The sequence below is a fragment of the Micromonospora sp. NPDC048986 genome, assembly GCF_040649335.1.
GTDB lineage: Bacteria > Actinomycetota > Actinomycetes > Mycobacteriales > Micromonosporaceae > Micromonospora > Micromonospora alfalfae.
Window position 1 is genome coordinate 219,710 of the sequence record NZ_JBEZFJ010000010.1, and the last position, 18,835, is coordinate 238,544.

General features: G+C 72.0%; 18 protein-coding genes. 13 read left to right on the forward strand and 5 right to left on the reverse strand.

Annotated features, from left to right (window positions below; translation table 11 throughout):
• Positions 1–83 precede the first annotated feature (83 nt).
• The gene (locus AB0B94_RS21655; protein ID WP_357282773.1) at positions 84–665 is read left to right on the forward strand and encodes an RNA polymerase sigma factor; all 582 of its coding nucleotides are present in this window, start codon (positions 84–86) and stop codon (positions 663–665) included.
• On the forward strand, positions 658–1,383 hold the full coding sequence (locus tag AB0B94_RS21660) for a hypothetical protein (RefSeq protein ID WP_357282776.1): 726 nt from the start codon (positions 658–660) through the stop codon (positions 1,381–1,383). The genes AB0B94_RS21655 and AB0B94_RS21660 overlap by 8 nt, the downstream gene beginning before the upstream one ends.
• Here AB0B94_RS21660 and AB0B94_RS21665 read toward each other — a convergent pair.
• Positions 1,380–2,147: a maleylpyruvate isomerase N-terminal domain-containing protein gene (locus tag AB0B94_RS21665; protein ID WP_357282778.1), complete on the reverse strand. Its 768-nt coding sequence runs from the start codon at positions 2,145–2,147 to the stop codon at positions 1,380–1,382. The genes AB0B94_RS21660 and AB0B94_RS21665 overlap by 4 nt on opposite strands.
• Before the next feature lie 281 nt (positions 2,148–2,428).
• Between AB0B94_RS21665 and AB0B94_RS21670 the strand changes: the two genes are divergently transcribed.
• The 3 genes from AB0B94_RS21670 to ileS all read left to right on the forward strand — a co-directional run bounded on the left by AB0B94_RS21670 (position 2,429) and on the right by ileS (position 7,034).
• Positions 2,429–2,914, forward strand: coding sequence for a hypothetical protein (locus tag AB0B94_RS21670; RefSeq protein WP_357282781.1), 486 nt, complete (start codon positions 2,429–2,431; stop codon positions 2,912–2,914).
• A 31-nt stretch (positions 2,915–2,945) separates the two neighbouring features.
• Positions 2,946–3,608, forward strand: a complete 663-nt coding sequence (locus AB0B94_RS21675) for a hypothetical protein (RefSeq protein WP_357282783.1) — start codon at positions 2,946–2,948, stop codon at positions 3,606–3,608.
• Between the two features lie 279 nt (positions 3,609–3,887).
• Positions 3,888–7,034, forward strand: a complete 3,147-nt coding sequence (ileS, locus tag AB0B94_RS21680) for an isoleucine--tRNA ligase (protein WP_357282785.1) — start codon at positions 3,888–3,890, stop codon at positions 7,032–7,034.
• Between the two features lie 266 nt (positions 7,035–7,300).
• On the opposite strand, the gene AB0B94_RS21685 is transcribed toward ileS, so the two are convergent.
• Entirely contained in the window at positions 7,301–8,563 is a 1,263-nt protein-coding gene (locus AB0B94_RS21685; RefSeq protein ID WP_357282788.1) for an MFS transporter, read from the reverse strand.
• 160 nt (positions 8,564–8,723) lie between these two features.
• On the opposite strand from AB0B94_RS21685, the gene AB0B94_RS21690 reads away from it, so the two are divergent.
• Positions 8,724–9,716 (forward strand): LacI family DNA-binding transcriptional regulator, encoded by a 993-nt coding sequence (locus AB0B94_RS21690; RefSeq protein WP_357282789.1) that lies wholly within the window; start codon positions 8,724–8,726, stop codon positions 9,714–9,716.
• 78 nt (positions 9,717–9,794) lie between these two features.
• A complete protein-coding gene (locus AB0B94_RS21695) occupies positions 9,795–10,496 on the forward strand; it encodes a phospholipase (RefSeq protein WP_357282792.1) in 702 nt (233 codons plus the stop codon).
• 160 nt (positions 10,497–10,656) lie between these two features.
• Here AB0B94_RS21695 and AB0B94_RS21700 read toward each other — a convergent pair whose 3' ends face one another.
• Both AB0B94_RS21700 and AB0B94_RS21705 read right to left on the reverse strand, forming a co-directional pair.
• The gene (locus AB0B94_RS21700; protein WP_357282794.1) at positions 10,657–11,781 is read right to left on the reverse strand and encodes an FUSC family protein; all 1,125 of its coding nucleotides are present in this window, start codon (positions 11,779–11,781) and stop codon (positions 10,657–10,659) included.
• Positions 11,782–12,512: 731 nt separating this feature from the next.
• Positions 12,513–13,142, reverse strand: coding sequence for a TetR/AcrR family transcriptional regulator (locus tag AB0B94_RS21705; protein ID WP_357282797.1), 630 nt, complete (start codon positions 13,140–13,142; stop codon positions 12,513–12,515).
• A gap of 67 nt (positions 13,143–13,209) precedes the next feature.
• On the opposite strand from AB0B94_RS21705, the gene AB0B94_RS21710 reads away from it, so the two are divergent.
• Positions 13,210–14,373 (forward strand): FAD-dependent oxidoreductase, encoded by a 1,164-nt coding sequence (locus AB0B94_RS21710; RefSeq protein ID WP_357282800.1) that lies wholly within the window; start codon positions 13,210–13,212, stop codon positions 14,371–14,373.
• Here the strand turns inward: AB0B94_RS21710 and AB0B94_RS21715 are convergent.
• The gene (locus AB0B94_RS21715; RefSeq protein WP_357282803.1) at positions 14,343–14,807 is read right to left on the reverse strand and encodes an NUDIX domain-containing protein; all 465 of its coding nucleotides are present in this window, start codon (positions 14,805–14,807) and stop codon (positions 14,343–14,345) included. The two genes, AB0B94_RS21710 and AB0B94_RS21715, sit on opposite strands and share 31 nt — an antisense overlap.
• 170 nt (positions 14,808–14,977) lie before the next feature.
• Between AB0B94_RS21715 and AB0B94_RS21720 the strand changes: the two genes are divergently transcribed.
• The 5 genes from AB0B94_RS21720 (at position 14,978) to AB0B94_RS21740 (ending at position 18,834) form a co-directional block, all read left to right on the forward strand.
• Entirely contained in the window at positions 14,978–15,760 is a 783-nt protein-coding gene (locus AB0B94_RS21720) for a DUF3153 domain-containing protein (protein ID WP_357282805.1), read from the forward strand.
• 140 nt (positions 15,761–15,900) lie between these two features.
• Positions 15,901–16,245, forward strand: a complete 345-nt coding sequence (locus AB0B94_RS21725; protein ID WP_196923244.1) for a hypothetical protein — start codon at positions 15,901–15,903, stop codon at positions 16,243–16,245.
• Positions 16,246–16,256: 11 nt separating this feature from the next.
• Positions 16,257–16,865, forward strand: coding sequence for a glycine zipper family protein (locus AB0B94_RS21730; protein WP_091398481.1), 609 nt, complete (start codon positions 16,257–16,259; stop codon positions 16,863–16,865).
• On the forward strand, positions 16,862–17,560 hold the full coding sequence (locus AB0B94_RS21735; RefSeq protein WP_357282808.1) for a carboxypeptidase-like regulatory domain-containing protein: 699 nt from the start codon (positions 16,862–16,864) through the stop codon (positions 17,558–17,560). Before AB0B94_RS21730 ends, AB0B94_RS21735 begins: the two co-directional genes overlap by 4 nt.
• Before the next feature lie 23 nt (positions 17,561–17,583).
• Positions 17,584–18,834 (forward strand): phage tail sheath subtilisin-like domain-containing protein, encoded by a 1,251-nt coding sequence (locus AB0B94_RS21740; RefSeq protein ID WP_357282810.1) that lies wholly within the window; start codon positions 17,584–17,586, stop codon positions 18,832–18,834.
• Position 18,835: the final 1 nt, after the last annotated feature.

Genomic DNA, 18,835 nt, shown 5'->3' on the forward strand with positions numbered 1-18,835 from the left:
TGGCAATACGCTGCACGCCGGATGGGAGAGAGCTGACCTGCGTCGGGATATCCGGGTGGAACCCGCGGCGGGTTGGCGGTGTCATGAGTGTGATCCGAACGGAGGCTCCCCTGGACGACGAGGCGCTCGTCACCCGCGCTCGGGCAGGTGACCTGGAGGCGTACAACCTCCTGGTCGCCCGGCACACCGCGTCCGCGTACCGGACGGCGGTGCTGCTCGGCGCGGGCTCGGACTCCGAGGACGTCATCCAGGAGGCGTTTGTGAAGGCGTACCGGAAGCTGTCCCGTTACCGGGGTGACGCGTCCTTCCGGTCGTGGCTGCTCGCGATCGTCGCGAACGAGACCCGCAACCTGCACCGCTCCCGTGGCCGGCGCGACGGGCTCGTGCTGCGGGCGGCGGCAGCGGACCCGACGTCCGAGGTCGCCGAGGACGACGCGGTCGGCGCGGTCCTCGCCGGTGAGCGCCGGGCGTCGCTGGTGCAGGCACTGCGACAACTGCCGGTACGGGACCGCGAGGTGATCGTCTGCCGCTTCTTCCTCGATCTCACCGAGGAGGAGACGGTGTCGGCTCTGGGCTGGCCCCGGGGCACTGTGAAGTCGCGCACGTCCCGGGCGCTGGGGAAGCTTCGCGGCCTGCTCGACAGTGAGGAGGTCCGGCATGGGTGACCTCGAACGGGAACTGCGCGACCTGTCCGCCTGGCTGGACACTCCCGATCCGCCCGACGTGACCGCCCGCGTCCGCGTACGACTCGGCACGCCCGCGCCCGCGCCCCGGCGGCGTCGGTGGCGGTCGCTCGCCGCGGTCGCGCTCGTCGCACTGCTGGTGGCGCTGTTGCCGCCGACGCGGGCCGCGATCGCCGACGTCGTCACGGGGCTGCTGCGCTTCGCCGGGGTCAGCATCGCCACCTCATCCGCCCCGACGCCGCCCGGCGGCACCGCGTCGCCGTTGCCCGGGCAGCGGGCCGTCGCCCTGGACGAGGCCCAACTGTCGGTACGGTTTCCGATCCGCCTGCCGGCGATGCTGGGCACACCCGAGCAGGTGCTGGTCGCCGACCCGGACGCCACCGGCCGGTACCGGGTGGCGACGCTGCTCTACGACGGGGGCGCGCTCCGCGTCGACGCGTTCGACGGTCGCCTCGACCTGGCCTTCCACAAGGAGGTCACGCCGCCGGGCGCGAACTGGGTCCAGGTCAACGGCGACTTCGCCGTCTGGGTCGACGGCCCGCACGTTCTGTCCTACGTGGATCGGGCGGGCGGGATCCGCCGGGAGACCGCCCGACTTGCCGGCTCGACCCTGATCTGGCAGGACGAGGACGTCAGCTACCGGCTTGAGGGCACCCTCACCAAGGCCGAGGCGATCGAGATCGCGCGCTCATTGGGCTAGTACGCGGTCGGGTCCCAGTCTGCGAGCTGCTCCATCGGCTGGATGTCGCCGGTGGTCTCCAGGTCGTCGAGTGGGACTCGCTCGTAGAAGTAGAGGACCATGTCGCTCGCTGCGCCTCGCATCGCCATGTCGCCCGGCTGCGCGTCAGCGGCAAGGTCGTCGCAGCGGACGCCGTCGGCGTTGAGGGTCAGTCGCCAGGAGCGGCCCTCGGTCGTGTGCAGGTCGATGGTCGCCGGCTTGAACGGCCAGGCGACGGTCGTCGCCGCTACCGTCGTCAGGAACTCGTCGACGCCCTCGACCGCGACGGCCGTCGGCAGCGGCTGTGCGACCCCCTGAGTGAGCTGGGCGTCGTAGGTGTGGACGGCCAACTCCTGGATCTGGTGACGGGCCACGGCTCCGCTGGTCTCCGGGGCCTGCGAGCGACCCCACCAGGTCCAGCAGCCGCGGTCCGGGCCGGCCGCGCGCATCGCGTCGAGCATGAGCCCGGTCGACTCGGCGAGCCAGCCGTCCAGGGCTTCGCGGTCGCGGGGCGCAGTCGGGGCGCCCTTCGGGTCCGTCCGCGCCGGGGGCTCAGCGCCCGGACCCGCCGCGATGATGGCGGCCTGGCGGCGGCGGCCGTCGCCGAGGTGCTGCGCCAGTTCGCGCAGCGTCCAGTCCGGACAGGTCGGGACCTGGACGTCAAGGTCGGGGGCGGACGCGATCGCGGCGCGGAACGCGGCCGAGCGGCCTTCGATCAGCCGCAGGACCTCGGGGAAATCCAACATGTGCTGCACCTCGGTTGTGTATCACTGCGCGCCGGCCACCGGATAGCGAAATTAGCCGGACGAACGCGTCGACAGCCGGCGCCGGCGCCACCCGGAAACTCCGCGCATGCTCGCCAACGGCGATCACGTCCTGACCAGGCATCCTCACCCGCGCCCGTGATGACTTACGCACGCTCCCGCTCAGAGCACCAGGAACCCGGCGGGCCTGGGCGGTGTCGGATAGGTGCGACGAGTGCTCGACGCGTACCGGAAGGGGCGAGATGGTTTCCTGGGGCAGGTTGATGCTGGCATCCTCGGTGGTCCTGCTGGCGGGGTGTACGACCACGGCCGGCGGAGCGGCACCGACGGCGGGTGCGGCCACCACGGCGAGCACCGCGACCGCCTGCGCGGCGCGGGTCGAGACGGGGTCGCTGCCGGACTGGGCGGACGCCGGGTTCAGCGGGGATGCGCGGATTCCGCACGTCTTCGGCGCGAAGGGTGACATCGTGGCGGTGCTGTTCGCCCATCCGCTGCGGCAGGTCCGGACGGACGGGTCGAACAACAAGATCCTCTGGGTGGCCCGCGCCGCCACGACCTCGCCCGACCCGACCGCACCGGCAACCCTGGTGATCACCGCGAGGCTGGACGGCACCGACACCCGGGTGATCCGGGAGGTCGCCGGCGGGCCGGGGCCGTCGATCATCGACCTGCCGGAGGCCGGGTGCTGGCGACTCGACCTGCGCTGGTCCGGGCACACCGACACGATGGACCTGGTCTACGCCCCCTGAGCCGGTGCCCCGGCTGGCTAGGCTGCCCGACGTGCTGGAGGACGTGCGGACGGCGGCCCGCAACAACGCCGAATGGTGCGACATCGTCTGCGGCAGCCACGGGTTGGCCGGCCGTACCGACGCCGACGCCTGGTCGGTCCCCCACCGTTCGCCACAGTGGTACCCGGACGCCGTCACAGTGCGACCGGGCGTCGACGCCGAGGCCCTGCTGTCCCGCATCGACGCGGGGCCCGGCGCGTCGGTGAAGGACAGCTTCGCCGACCTCGACCTGTCCGGGTACGGGTTCCGGGTGCTCTTCGACGCGCAGTGGATCTACCGGCCACCGGCGGCACCACCTGTCGACAACCCGCTGGCCCCGGTCACCACACCCGACGAGTTGACGGCCTGGGCGGCGGCCCACGGCGGTGGGCAGCTGTTCCGCCCCGCGCTTTTGGCCGACCCCCGGGTTCGGGTGCTCGCCCGCCACGACGACAGCGGTGTGATCACCGGTGGAGCGGTGCTCAGCGGTGACGGCCCGTACGGCGTCTCCAACCTGTTCACCCGCACCGACACCTCCCGCGACATCTGGCACGCGGTGTGCGCCACAGTGCCCAACGCGCCGCTGGTCGGCTACGAAACCACAGCGGACCTTCCTCCGGCGCTCTCCGCTGGCTTCGCCACCACCGGCCCTCTCCGCGTCTGGCTGCACACCTAGCGCTCCGGCCACTGGCGCCGTGCACGGACAGCTATGCTGGGCGGCATCGGCACCGATCCGGCCATCACCGGGGAGCCTCCGGAAGAACGGGCAGCCTCGCCGCCCCAGTAGAACCGGACGTCGCGGCACGTCACGTCGCGAAATTGAGCGGCGCCTGCACCATCGAGGCGCAAGCGGGGTGGTACCGCGGGGTCCTGGCCATACGCCCGGCACTTCGTCCCCGTGTGGGCATCGAGCTGATGCCCTCGCGAGCGGACGTGAAGTGTAGGGAGAACGTCGGTGCCGGACGGTCCGTCGAAGTCGCCATTCGTGCCACTTCCCACCAAGATCGATCTTGGTGGGCTGGACCGCGCGGTCATCGAGTGGTGGCAGGCCAACAACGTGTTCAACCGGAGTCTGGAGCAGACGGCCGACGGTCCGCCGTGGGTGTTCTACGAGGGGCCGCCGACCGCCAACGGCACGCCTGGCACCCACCACATCGAGGCGAGGGTCTTCAAGGACCTCTTCCCCCGGTACCGGACGATGCGGGGCTTCTCGGTGCCGCGCCGCGCCGGGTGGGACTGCCACGGTCTGCCCGTTGAGCTCGCTGTGGAGAAGGAACTGGGGCTCAGCGGCAAGCCCGACATCGAGAAGATGGGCGTCGCGGAGTTCAACGCCCTGTGCCGCACCTCCGTGTTGCGGCACGTGGACGAGTTCGTCCAACTCAGCGAGCGTATGGGTTACTGGATCGACCTGGAGCATCCGTACCAGACGATGTCCCCTGAGTACGTGGACAGCGTGTGGTGGTCACTGAAGCAGATCCACGACGGCGGGCGACTGGTGGAGGACTTCCGGGTCGCGCCGTACTGCACCCGCGACGGCACGACCCTGTCCGACCACGAGGTGGCGCAGGGGTACGAGACCGTCACCGACCCGTCCGTGTACGTGCGGTTCCCGGTGCGCGGGGAAGTAGCCGGACACGGCGGCGTCGACCTGCTGATCTGGACCACCACCCCGTGGACCCTGGTGTCCAACACCGCCGTCGCCGTGCATCCCGCTGTGACGTACGCCCTCGCCCGCACCGGGCAGGGCACGTTCGTCGTCGCCGAACCGCTGACCCGGCGGGTGCTCGGCGACGAGGCGGAGATCCTGGCGACCCTGCCGGGGTCGGCCCTGGAAGGTTTGCGCTACGAGCGGCCGTTCGACCTGGTGGACATCCCGGACGCGCACCGGGTGGTCCTCGCGGAGTACGTCACGACCGAGGACGGCACCGGGCTGGTGCACCAGGCGCCGGCCTTCGGCGCGGACGACCTCGCCGTCTGCCGCGCGTACGGGTTGCCGCTGGTGAACCCGGTCGCCCCGAACGGGCGGTTCAACGACGACATCGACCTGGTCGGTGGCGTGTTCTTCAAGGACGCCGACGCATTGCTCATCGACAGCCTCAGAGAGTCTGGGCGGTTGTTCCGGCATGAGCCGTTCGAGCACCCGTACCCGCACTGTTGGCGGTGCCACACGCCGCTGATGTACTACGCGCAGCCGTCCTGGTACATCCGGACGACCGAGGTCCGCGACGAGCTGACCCGGGAGAACGAGAACACCAACTGGTTCCCGGAGCACATCAAACACGGCCGCTACGGCGACTGGCTGAAGAACAACATCGACTGGGCGGTGTCCCGCTCGCGGTACTGGGGCACTCCGCTGCCGTTGTGGCGATGCCCGGACAACCATGTCACAGCTGTCGGTTCCCGTGCCGAGCTCGGGAAGCTGGCCGGCGCGGACCTGTCCGAGCTGGACCCGCACCGCCCATACGTCGACGAGATCACCTTCAACTGCCCGGACTGCGGCCAGGTCGCCACCCGGGTCCCTGAGGTGATCGACGCCTGGTACGACTCCGGGGCGATGCCGTTCGCGTCGTTGGGCTACCCCCACGTGCCGGGTAGCAAGGAGATCTTCGAGCGCACCTACCCGGCCCAGTACATCTGCGAGGCGATCGATCAGACGCGGGGGTGGTTCTACACGCTGATGGCGGTCGGCACGCTGGTCTTCGACAGGTCCCCGTACGAGAACGTCGTCTGCCTCGGACACATCCTGGCCGAGGACGGCCGCAAGATGAGCAAACACCTGGGCAACATCCTGCTGCCCATCCCGTTGATGGACACGCACGGGGCCGACGCGGTGCGCTGGTTCATGGCCTGCTCCGGCTCACCGTGGTCGCCGCGCCGGATCGGGCCCGGCCCGCTCGACGAGATCGTCCGCAAGGTGCTGATGACCTACTGGAACACCGCGGCGTTCTTCTCCCTCTACGCGGCGAACTCGACGTGGGCGCCGCACCTGGCGCAGCCGGTGGCCCAGCGACCGGTGTTGGACCGGTGGATCGTCGGCGAGGTCCACGCCCTCGCCGCCGCCGTTGACGAACGGATGCGGAACTACGACACTGCGCGCGCCGGCCGACTGCTCGCCGACTTCATCGACGACCTGTCGAACTGGTACGTACGACGGTCGCGGCAGCGTTTCTGGGAGGGCGACCCCAATGCCCTCACCACCCTGTACGAGTGCCTCGACATCCTCACGCGGCTACTGGCGCCGTTCATACCCTTCGTCACCGAGGAGGTGTGGCAGCAGGTCGTCCGGCGCGGTGCCGAGTCCGCTCCGGAGTCGGTGCACCTGGCGACCTGGCCCACACCCGACACCACAGTGATCAGCACTGAGTTGTCGGCCCAGGTGGCCACGGCGCGGGCGTTGGCCGAGGCGGGCCGGTCCGCGCGTAAGGCGAGCGGTCTGCGGATCCGGCAGCCGTTGAGCCGGGCGCTCGTGGGGCTACCGGCCGGCACCGTTCTCCCGCAGGCGTTGCTTGACGACATCGGCGACGAGTTGAACGTCAAGGTCCTCCAGCCGCTCGATGCCCAGAGCGGGGTCATCGACGTGCAGGTCAAGGCGAACTTCCGGACCCTGGGCCGCCGGTTCGGCAACCGCACCCAGCACGTCGCGAAGGCCATTGCCGCCGTGGCCCCCCGGGACCTGGTCGACGGCGTCCGGGCGAACGGGACGTACCCGCTGTCTGTCGACGGCGCGCAGGTCGAGGTGGGCCTGGACGACATCCTGATCACTGAGGTGCCGCGTACCGGTTGGGTGGTGGAGTCCCAGCGCGGCGCGACCATCGCGTTGGACACCGAGATCACCCCCGAGCTGGCGGCCGAGGGCGTCGCCCGCGACGTCGTGCGCATCATCCAACAGGCCCGCCGCGACGCCGACTTCGAGGTCGCCGACCGGATCACGGTGTCGATCGCCGCGTCCCCGGAGGTGGCGGCAGCGATCACCGCGCATCAGAAGCTCATCGCGCACGAGACCCTCGCGCTCAAGCTGACCGTGCTGGACGCCTTGTCGGAGGGTTTCTCCGGCACCGTGGGCGACGGCTACGAGATCGTCGTTCACGTGGTGCGGGCCTGAGCGGCGGCCGGGCGGGGCGGTCGACCGAGCTGGGTCAGGTCCTCCGGGCACGGGGCGAGCGAGCGCCGCGCGGATCAGCTCGGTGGCGTAGCGGGCCGGGCCGGTGCCGACGCGCAGGGTGCCGCCGGGCGGGACGTAGAACGCGGGGTCCAGCTGCCCGCCGCGGCGGCGGTGATCTCGTCGGTTGGCATCGGGCGACCGTAACCAGCACGGGCGCGCGGCCCAGTCGACCACGCACCCGATACCGCGCCCGGCAGCGAAGTGGGTCAGTTTTTGACCACCGACGGAGCAGTCTCAGCGGGGTGCGGCGGGCGCAGCACCGGCACCAGCAGCAGGGTCGGCAGCAGCAGCAGCGGCACCGCCAGCAGCGCGCGCAGGATACCGACCTCGTCACCGATCAGCCCCAGCAACGGCGGGCCACCGAGGAACGCGGTGTAGCCGATCACCGCGACCACGCTCACCCGTACCGCCGCGTGCGCCTCGTCGTCGGCCGCCGCGCTCATCCCGACCGGGAAACCCAGCGACGCGCCGAGGCCCCACAGTGCGACGCCGATGACGGCCACCGGCCCGGAGCCCGCCAGCACGGCCAGGCCGGCGCCGAGCACGGCGAGGCCGATGGTGCCGCTGAGCACGGGCACCCGACCCCACCGGTCCAGCGCGATGGTGCCGAGGGTGCGTCCGACGGTCATGCCCACCACGAAGACGGCGAAGACCGCCGCGCCGGCGGCCTCGCTCAGGTCCCGTCCGTCGATGAACGCGACGGCCAGCCAGTCGTTGGCGGCACCCTCGGTGAACGCTGCCACCAGCACGAACAGCCCGATCAGCAGGGTGCGCGGCTCGCGCCAGGCGGCGAGTTGCGCCCGGCGACGGGCGGCCGGGGTGGCGTCCGCCGGGTCACCGGTGTGATCGCTGCCCACCGGCAGGAACGTCCGGGCGGCGAGCGCGGTGCCGGTCAACACGACCACCGCCACAGCGACGAGATGCGCGCCGACCGACACGTCGAAGCGGGCCGCCCCGGCCCCCAGCGCCGCCCCGGCCACCGAACCGAGGCTCCACCCGGCGTGGAAACGGGGCATGATCGTCCGGCCCAGCCGCCGTTCCACAGCCGCGCCCTCGACGTTCATCGCCACGTCACAGGCGCCGGAGCCGTAGCCGAGGGCAACCAACCCCAGGGCGACGAGGGCGAACGACCCGGTCATCGTGGCGCCCAGCCCCGCCACGGTCAGGCCGACCGCTACCAGCACGGTGGCCATCGTCACGGTGCGGGCCGCGCCGAATCGCTGGGCGAGCAGGCCGGAGGTGGGCATGGCGAGCAGCGCGCCGACGCTCATCGCCAACAGCAGCAGCCCGAGTCGGCCGGCGGAAAGGTCCAACGCCTCACGGACCGCCGGAACGCGGGAGAACCAACTGCCGACGGCCAGCCCGTTGAGGGTGAAGGTGGCGGCGACACCGTTGCGGGCGAGCCGCACCGTCCGCAGGTTCGGCGAGGCGGTGTCCGGGGCCAGGGGTCGACTGGTGGGGGCGCTCACGAGGGCGGTTCCTCTTTCTCGGGGTGATCTCCTGGCACGATCGCACACCTGAGAGCGCTACCACCACAACCGGGGACCGCCCCTTACCGCTGCTGGTCGGGCCGGGGCATGATGTGCGCAGGCGTTGGTCCGACCGGACGGGCCGCCGCGGGAGGCGATGATGACGACAGCGGCACAGCAGCGACCGGCCACTCTTGACGACGTGGCCCGGGTCGCCGGGGTGTCCCGGTCCACGGCGTCGCGGGTGATCGGCGGCACGGGGTTCGCGTCCCCGGCCGCCCGGAAACAGGTCACGGCAGCCGTCGACCAGCTCGGCTACGTGCCCAACCCGGCAGCCCGGGCGTTGGTCCGCGGCGGCGGCGTCCGCCTGGTGGTGGCCGTTCTGGGGACCAGCGACGCGGTGCTGGACGACCCGTACGTGCACCAGGTGGTCGGCTCGGCCGCCCGGGTGTGCACGCCCGCCGGTGTCGGGGTGGCACTGCACTGGCTGCCGTTCGGCGACCCCCGCAGCCTCGTCCAACTCGACGGGGATCGCAGCGTGTGCGGGGTGATCCTGGTCAACACCACCGAGGAGTTGCTGGCGGCGGTGCCCCGGTCGCTGCACGGTCGGGTGGTTTCGATCGGCGTCGGCTCGGCGGCAGTGCCGTCGTTCGACGTCGACAACGCCGCCGGCTCCGAGGCGGTGCTGCGCCATCTGTACGCCTCGGGTCGCCGCCGGATCGCCATGGTGACCGGCCCCCGGTGGCTGCCCTGCGCGCAACGCCCGGTGCAGACGTACCGCCGGCTGATGGCCGAGGCGGGCCTAACGGAGCGGATACTGCCCGGGGACTTCCGGGCGGCGCGCGGCCGGACGGCGGCCGGCGAGGCGCTGCAGCGCTGGCCGGACATCGACGCGGTCTACGCGATCAGCGACGACACCGCGCTCGGGGTGATCGCGGGCCTACGGGACGCCGGTGTGCGGGTGCCCGGCGACGTCGCGGTGGCCGGCTTCGACGACATTCCGTTGGCCGGGATGACCGCCCCGGCGCTGACCACGGCGAGTCACCCGGTGGGGCGGATCGCCGTCGCCGCGGCCACCGCTCTGCTGGACGGACGCCCGGCAGCACCGGCGACCTTCTTCCCGTCGACCCTGGTGGCGCGGGCCAGCGCCTGAGTCGACGCGCGGCGGTTAACCCCGTACCGGCCGGGTAACCGCGTCGGACCTTTCGTCCAGCGTGAGGAGCGCCGACCCGTGTCCGACTCCGCGCCGTCGCACTGGGACCCGGCGCCGAGCCCCCGGGACGGCCGGTTGACCGCCCGCCGCCACCCGCCGGTGGCGCAGGGCCGCACCGGGCTGGTGCAGATGACCGGCCCCGACGGTGACCGGCTGGCACTGGGGTACGCCCCGGAGCCGGCGACCGCCGCTTCGGCGTACCGGTTGGTGCTGCTCCTGCACGGCGCGGGCGGTTCCGCGCGACAGGGGCTTGACCTGCTGTTGCCGGTCGCGGACGCGCAGCACCTGCTGCTTGTCGCCCCGGACTCGTCGGCGGCCAGTTGGGACCTGATCGCCGGCGGCTTCGGGGCGGACGTGGGGCGCATCGACGGGCTGCTGGCGACCGTCTTCGACACCTACCCGGTGGCCGACGTGACGGTCGGTGGCTTCTCCGACGGCGCCTCGTACGCGCTGTCGCTGGGCTTGGCGAACGGGGATCTGGTCGACGCGGTGCTGGCCTTCTCCCCCGGCTTCGCCGCCCCACCGGTCACCCACGGCCGGCCACGGATCTTCATCTCGCACGGGGTCGACGACCGGGTGCTGCCCATCGACGTGTGCAGCCGCCGCCTCGTCCCCCACCTGCACGACCTCGGCTACCACGTGACCTACGAGGAGTTCCCCGGCGGCCATGACGTTCCCACCCCGATCCGCGATTCCGCCCTCGCCTGGCTCACCACATAACCCCCCACCCCACCCCCCACCCCGCCCGCCGCGCGCCACGCCGCGGTCGATCATGGAGTTGTGGTGGGCGATTGACGACGAAAAGTGGCTTACGGGAGGCACCACAAGTCCTTGATCGACCCGGGCGGGGCATGGGAGCCGCCGCTGATCGGTGCGGACGTCAGACCGGGGGGAGGCCGAGGGCGTCGTCGACGCGGGCGAGGACTGCGGCGTCGTCCTCCGGGTTGACGCCCCGCAGCAGGTCAATGGCCGTGGCCCGAACCTGACCGATGATCATCGCCAGGGGGAGGGTCTGCGTGGGGCCGAAGAGCAGCCCGGCGGCGTGCACAGCGGCCAACGCCGACTCGTCGGCCCGGCTGGCGTGCCGGTCGGCGGTCTCCTCCTGCCCGTTCAGGTCTGCGGCGAGGGCGGCGCCGGCCTGACGGACCGCCTCGGCCAACGACCGCAGGGCGGCACCCAGCTCGGGCGGGACCGGGGTGTGCAGCCGGCTGAGGGTCACGCCCGCACGGGCCAGCACCCGCACATTGCGGACCGCGTAGTCGATCTGCCGAATCGACTCGTCCACCGAGCGCAGCCGACCGATGTGCCGGCGTCGACGGACGTTGAGCCGCAGCGCCTCACCGGCGGCCAGCACCCCGTCGCGCAGCCCGTCCACCCGGGCGTCCATCCCCCGGGCCTGCCGCAGCGCGGCGACCGCCGCCGGCTCGTCGCGGTCGTCCAGCGCGTCGGCGATCCCGCCGAGCAACCCGGCCAACTCGTCGAAGGTCCGCCGCACCTCGGCGACCAGCGGCGCCAGCGGGTGCCGGGCGTCGACCAGCAGGCTGGCCGCGAGGGCGACCACGCCGCCGACCAGCGCGTCGACGAAGCGGAACGGCACCAACGAGCCGTCCGGTGGTGCGACCACCACCAGGTAGAGCGCCGAGACGGCCGCCTGCACCAGCGTCACGCCGGTGGCGCCGAAGGCGACCGCGAGCAGGACGGTGAGCAGAATGACTGTGAACACCGTCCAGGTGCTGCCCGGGCCGAGCGCCTGCACCACCAGGTCGGCGACGAGCACCCCGGCGGCTACCCCGAGGATGACCTCGACGGCCCGGCGGATGCGTTGCCCCCGGGCCTGACCGAGGACGATCAGCGCGGCGGCCGGCGCGAAGAAGGGCTGCGGGTGCCCGAGCAACCGGGTGGCCAGCAGCCAGGCCACGGTCGCCGCGACGGTCGCCTCCAGCACCGGCCGCCAGCCCTGCCGCAACCGCCCGCCGGCCGTCCGCAGGCCGCTGAACCGCACCATCACCAACCCTCTCCCGGCCACGCCGGCCGATCCGCCGCGCCCTCGGCCCGACACCAGGTCGCCCGCTCACCACACCCGCCACCAGCTCACGCCCGGCACAACGCCAACCCGCAACAGCACATCGCACCGCCGCCGAACGGCCATCGCACGCCACCGCCACACCACGCCACGCCACCGCACCGCCACACCACCGCCACGCCACCGCACCGCCACACCACCGCACCGCCACGGCACCGCACCGCCACACCACCGCACGGCCATGGCACCGCACCGCCACACCACCGCACGGCCATGGCACGCCGCGGCGCGGCGCGGCACTGTCAGGTCACGACAGATCACCAACTCACCGCGGCACACCGCCGGAGGTGCGACACCACGCCGCTGGCTGACCGCAGCAGGCCGTCCGTTCCCCCTTTGGAGCTGATGCCGTAGACGCATCAGGTTCGATGTCGTAAACGATTCAGCTCCAAAGGGCCGGCCCATGGCACCATGCCGGCGGCCGGCGGCATCCCGAGGCGATCGTCTCCCATCACGCGTCGGACCTGATCACCGGGCTGCTCGCTACCCGCCCGGGTGCCAAAGCGTTGCTACCCGCCCGGGTGCCAGCGCGTTGCTACCCGCCCGGGTGCCAAAGCGTTGCTACCCGCCAGGGTGCCGGCGGGCCGGCGGGCCGGCGGGCCCGCACGATGCCGGGCCCGGCGGCCTGATCGACGACGGGCGCGCCGTCCGGGTCAGGTTCCGGTGAGGGCGCGCAGCAGCGTACGGACGGCGGAGCTCAGGTCGGCCCGGCTGGCCGCGGTGCCGGGCGGCGGGGCGCTGAGCGCGCCCGCGCCGGCCAGCCGGTCGAAGAGCAGCCCGTCCACGAACGCCACGAACTGGTCGCCCTGTCGCTCGGGGTCGGTGGCGCCGGCCCGGGTCAGCAGGTCCCGGGCCTGCACCCGCAGGCCGGTGCCGTGTTGCAGGATGCCGCGCAGCTCGGGCCGGTGCACCGCCTCCAGCAGACAGGCGTAGCGGGCGAGGCTCCGGCTGCGCCCGGTGCTCAACCAGCGGTCGAGCACCTCGGCGACGCCGGCGGCGAGCACGTCGAGGTCGCCGCTGTCGAGTCGGGGGGCAGGGGTCGGGGGTGGCAGGCCGGTCGGCAGGTCGTACGCGGCCAGGTCGGCCCGGTCCCGTTCGGCGAGCCGTCCGACGACCGCCTCGATCAGCGCCTGCCGGGTCCGCAGATACGCGGAGGTGGTGCCTGGCGGCATTCCGGCGCGGCCGTCGACCGCCCGGTGGGTCAGGGCGCGCATGCCACCGTCGGCGATCAGTTCGATGGCCGCGTCGGTAAGTGTCGCGATCCGGTTCGCCCGCGCCGTCATGGCTCTCCTCCCTTCCGGTGGTCCGCAGGTAGTATCGCTCTTCTACAGATGTAGAAGGAGGATCGACATGGACGACTCACACGCGGTGGTGGTAGGTGCCGGCATCGGCGGGTTGAGTGCGGCGCTCGCCCTGCACCGGCACGGGTGGCGGGTCACGGTGCTGGAGCGCGCCCCCGAAATGCGCGAGATCGGAGCTGGCCTGAGCCTGATGGCCAACGCCGTGCGCGGGGTGGACGCCCTCGGGCTCGGCCCGGCCCTGCGCCGGGGCGGACACGGTGAGGCGCCCGGCGGGATCCGCAACAGGCACGGACGGTGGTTGTCCCGGGTGGACGCCTCCGAGATGATCAGGCAGCTGGGCACCACGGCGCTCGGCGTGCACCGGGCCACCCTGCACCGCACCCTGCGCGAGGCCCTGCCCGCGTCGTCCCTGCACACCAACGCCACTGTGCAGCACGTCGAGTCCGGCCCGGACCACGCCGAGGTGCGCTACCAGGGGCCGGACGGCCCCCACACCCTCACCGCCGATCTGGTGGTCGGCGCCGACGGCCTGCGCAGCCGGGTCCGCGCCCAGCTCTGGCCGCAACACCCCGGCCCGGTGTACGCCGGATCGACGACGTGGCGGGCGGCCATCGCGTTTCCCGATCCGATCCCGGCCGCCATCACGTGGGGGCCGGGAGCCGAGTTCGGCATGGTGCCGATCGGCGACGGCCAGCTCTACTGGTACGGCGCGCTGAACGCCCCGCCCGGCGGCCACGCCCCCGACGAACTGGCGGCCGTGCGGGAGCGCTTCGGCGAATGGCACGACCCCATCCCGGCGCTTCTCGCGGCAACCCCACCGGACGTCGTGCTGCGCAACGACATCCACTACCTGGCCGAGCCCCTGCCCTCGTACGTACGGGGCCGGGTGGCGCTGCTCGGCGACGCCGCCCATCCCATGACACCCAACCTCGGGCAGGGCGCCGGGCAGGCGATCGAGGACGCGGTGGTGCTCGGCGCGGTCTGCGCCGGCGGCGCCGCGGAAGTGCCGGCCGCCCTGGCCGCATACGACGAGCAGCGTCGACCACGCAGTCAGTCCGTTGCCCGTGCCTCCTACGTCGCTGGGCGGTTCGGGCAGCAGTTGCACAACCCGGTTGCCTTCGCGATGCGGACCCTCGCGTTGCGGCTCACTCCGGGACGGGTGGCGCTGCGCAGCATGGCCCGTTACGCGGACTGGCGACCACCGGCGGGCTGAGCCGACCCGGCGATCCGGCCGGTGGCCACTGCGGTGTACTCGGCTGAGGCGAGGAACTCGGTCAACACCTCCACGGTGCCCGGCGTCCACTGACGACCGTCGAGCACCTCGGGACCGGGGACGAAGAGCATCGCCGCGCCCTCGCCGAGCACCACGTCCTCCTGCCGGGCACTGGTGCTGCCGAGGAAGTAGTGCTTCACCCGGGCCAGCTCGGGCAGCGACTGCACGGCGACCGGGCGCAGTGGTCCGTCGGCCCGCAGGCCGGTCTCCTCCCACAACTCCCGCTCGGCGGTCTGCTCCGGCGTCTCCCCCGGCTCGCCGTGGCCGCCGGGCAGCCCCCACACGTTCGGGTGGTGCCTCGCGTTGCCGTCGCGCAGTTGCAGCAACAGCTGCCCGTCAGGATCCACCAGCAGGACGCACGCGACAATTCTCATCCGACCAGACTACGACCGGCGAGGAACCGTCGCGGCCCCAAAACTCCAGAATAGTCATTCGGGTCGCCGTCGGGGCTAATCAAAGGCGACAGCGCGGCGGTACAATCGGCGACTTCGTTGTGACCGATCGCTGACTGCTGATGGTGAAAGCGATCACACACACTGAGCCCATGAACAGGAGAGTCAACCGCGGCAGGGCACTCCGCGTCGCGGTGTGCCTCCTTCTTCTCGCCGCGCTGAGCGGCTGCATGCAACTCAACATGGGGTTGACAGTCAACGCCGACGACACTGTCGACGGGCAGCTCCTGCTGACGGCCCAGAAGTCCGTGCTGAGTGGTCGTAACAAGAACCTCCCGGTCGCCTTCGCGGAGCTGCGGCAGAACATCCCCGCCCTACCGGCGGGCGAGGAAACCCTTTACCAGGACGACACTTTCTACGGGTCCCAGATCAGTTACCGCAAGGCGCCGCTGGCCGGGTTCGACACCGAGAGCGTGAAACTGGTCAGGGACGGGGATCTGTACCGCTTCACGCTGCCGCTCGATCCGAAGAAATATGGCGGAAAGGTTGCGGAGCAGAATCCGCAAAACCAACAGGCGTTCCTCAAGCTGATGTCGTTCGAGATCTCGGTGACATTTCCCGGCCGGGTGATCGACAGCAATGGCACCGTCAACGGCCGTTCGGTCAGTTGGAAGGTCGACCCCAACCAGGAGAAGCCAGCCGAACTGCGGGCCGTGGCCGAGGCGCCAGCGCGACCGTCCTCCGCACCGGTTGCCGCCGGCGAGGAGGACGACAGCGGGTTCCCCTGGCTGCTGGTCGTCGGCGGTGTCCTCCTCCTGCTGCTGCTCGCCGCGGTGGGCGTACTCCTGGTTCGTCGCCGTCACCCCGCGGCGCCGGCTGCGCCCGGTCCGACCCCGCCGCCGGGCCCGCCCGCCGGCGTCCCGGGGCCCGGCTGATCCATCTGGTGGCCGGCTCAGCCGGCCACGCCCGGCCCCGGCCGCCCCCGAAACGACGGCGACCGGCCCCGGTGCTCCCCGCAGGGACACCGGACCTCACCACCACATCCCGGTCGCACCATCGCAGAAGGGGGATCGTCATGAACGATCTCTTCACCTGGGCAGCCCTGGGGACCATCGCCGGCGCGAGCGCCGCCACCCTGCTGGCCACCAACGTCATCGGCGGGCTGATCGGCCCGAGCGGCGACAAGCTCCGCAAGTGGATCGCCATCGCCATCGCGCTGCTGCTGTCCTACCTGACAGCGGCGTTCGCCGACGACGCCGGCGGCGAGAAGTGGGTCATCGCGTTCTTCAACGCGCTTGTCATCTTCTCCGCCGCGCTCGGCGTCAACCAGTTCCCGCCCGGCAACCGGCAGGCGACCCAACCGTCGCCGACCCAGGTCGCGCAGGGCCGTGAACCCCGAGTCTTCCGTTCCTGGGTCTGAGGGGTGCCGTCATGGTCTTCGGAATTCTCAGCGCAGCCATCCAGGTCGGCTTCGCCGCCCTGCTCGGCTTCCTCGCCGGTGGCTCGATCGGGCTGCTGATCGGCGCCGTCGTGGGCCTGGTGGTCGGCGCGGTCTTCGGCTGGTCGGTGGCCTCCGCCGGGGTGTACGCCTCGGACGCCCGCGGCATCTTCCTCTTCGTCGTCGACCACACCTGGAGTCTGCTCAACACTGTCGTCGGCGCCATCTACCTGACCGTGCACCTGATCTTCGGGCACTCACTGGACCGGCCCACGTCACTGAACAGCGGACGGGTCAGCGTGGTGGAGGGGGTCTCACCCCGCTACGCCACCACCATCGGCACCGTCTGCGCCGGCTCCAGCTCCGGCATCCAGCGGCACGAGGACGTGCACATCTTCCAGGGCCGCCTGCTCGGTCCGCTCTACATCCCCCTCGTCCTGGCCAACTACGTCCTGTTCACCATCGCGCCGGTGTGGCTGCTTTACCACGACCACACCAACGCGCCGATCAACCGCTTCACCCGGTACTTCGAGATCGGCGTCTACCCGCACGTGTGGAACGAGGCCATCGCGTACCGGATCCAGGGGACGCCGCCGCGATGACCACCCACGGGCGCGGACCGATCGAGACCGCCAGCGCCGAACTGGTCGCCTGGGTGACCAGCGCGGCGGGGGAACCGGTCCCGATCGGCCCGCCCCGCGCGTGCGACGACGCCGACGGGCTCACCCTCTGGCCGATGGAGCTGCGCACCGCCCGGCAGACCCGCTCCAGCGGCGCGGTCCGGGAACCGTACCGGTTCACCGTCCGCCACCTGCTCTGCGTCACCGGTCCGGCCGGGTTGCCCCGGCTGGACCGGGTACTCACCGCCGCTACCAGCGACGGCAGTTACCCGGTCGTGCTGGAGGCGGGCGATCCGGCACTGTGGACGGCATTCGGTACGGCACCCCGACCGGCGCTGCTGATCGACGTGGCGACGCAGGTGGAGCACCCGACTCCGGCCGCGCCGCCGGTGCTGCAACCGCTGCGGTTGCGGCAACTCGACGTGCGCAGCCTCAGTGGGCGGGTGGTCGGCCCCCAGGAGCAGCCACTGGCCGCGATGCGGGTCGAGCTGCCCGCCACCGGGTCCGCCGCCCGTACCGACACCGAGGGCCGGTTCCTGATCGTCGGTGTCCCGCACGACCCCGAGCACCCGGGCCCGGTCCGGCTGCGGCTGACCGGACGCGGGCTCGTCCTCACCGCCGACGTCGACCCGGCCGAGGACGACATCGTCATCGTCTGCGCGCCACCGACCCACTGACACCCACAGGCACAGGAGGACCGATGCCCAGTTACTTCTCCCCCGGCATCTATGTCGAGGAGGTCCCCAGCGGCGCCCGACCGATCGGGCCGGCGAGCACCAGCATCGCCGCCTTCGTCGGTGTCGCCCCGGACCGCTCCGCCCACCTGGGCAAGGCGGTGCCGGTCAACAACTGGACGGAGTTCCTGCGGCTGTTCGCCAGCGGCGAGCGGGTGGAGAGCACCCCGCTGGCCCGGGCGGTCTTCGGCTTCCTGGACAACGGGGGCGCCCGCTGCTGGGTGGTCAACGTGGGTGAGGGCGGCGCGATCACCGGCAGCGGGCAACGCCGTGGCGGTCTGCAACTGCTGGAGGCCGTCGACGAGATCTCCATCATCGCCGCGCCCGGCTTCCACGACGTGGTGTCCCACGAGGCGCTGCTCAGCATGGCCGAGCGCACCCGCACCATGGTCGCGATCTGCGACCCGGCACCGGACATCGACGACATCTCCGCGCTGACCCGGGTCGCCACGCCGTCCTCCGGCAAACCCGCCAAGCCCGCCGAGGGTACGGGCGGCGGTCCCGGTGGCGGCCCGGCCCAGCCGGGTGGTTCCGGCGGGCACGAGGGGGCCGCGTACCGGCCGCGACAGTCCGAGTTCGGCGCGTTCTACTACCCCTGGCTACGGGTGCGCGACCCGATCAGCGGCGAGTTGGAACTCACCCCGCCGAGCGGGCACCTGGCCGGCATCTGGGCCCGCACCGACGCCCTGCGCGGGGTGCACAAGGCGCCGGCCAACGAACCGGTACGCGGCGCCGTCGACCTGGGTTACCTGGTCACCCGACCGGAACACGACGTGCTCAACCCCAAGGGCGTCAACGTGATCCGCTACTTCGCCGGCGAGGGCATCCGCGTCTGGGGCGCCCGTACGCTCGCCGCCGAGGCCAGCGAGTGGCGCTACCTCAACGTCCGACGCCTCAGCATCGCCATCGAACAGGCCATCGCCAACGGCACCCGGTGGATGGTGTTCGAGCCCAACGACTTCACCCTCTGGCGTTCGATCCGGCGCGATATCGGGGCGTTCCTCACCCGGGTGTGGCGCGACGGCGCGTTGCTGGGGCGCAGCCCGGAGGAGGCGTTCTTCGTCAAGTGCGACGAGGAGACCAACCCGCCGGACGTCCGCGACGCGGGCATGGTGATCGCCCACATCGGCATCGCGGTCGTCAAGCCCGCCGAATTCGTGGTGTTCAAGCTGAGCCAGTGGGCCGGCGGCACCGAGACCGAGACGATCGGAGGCTGAC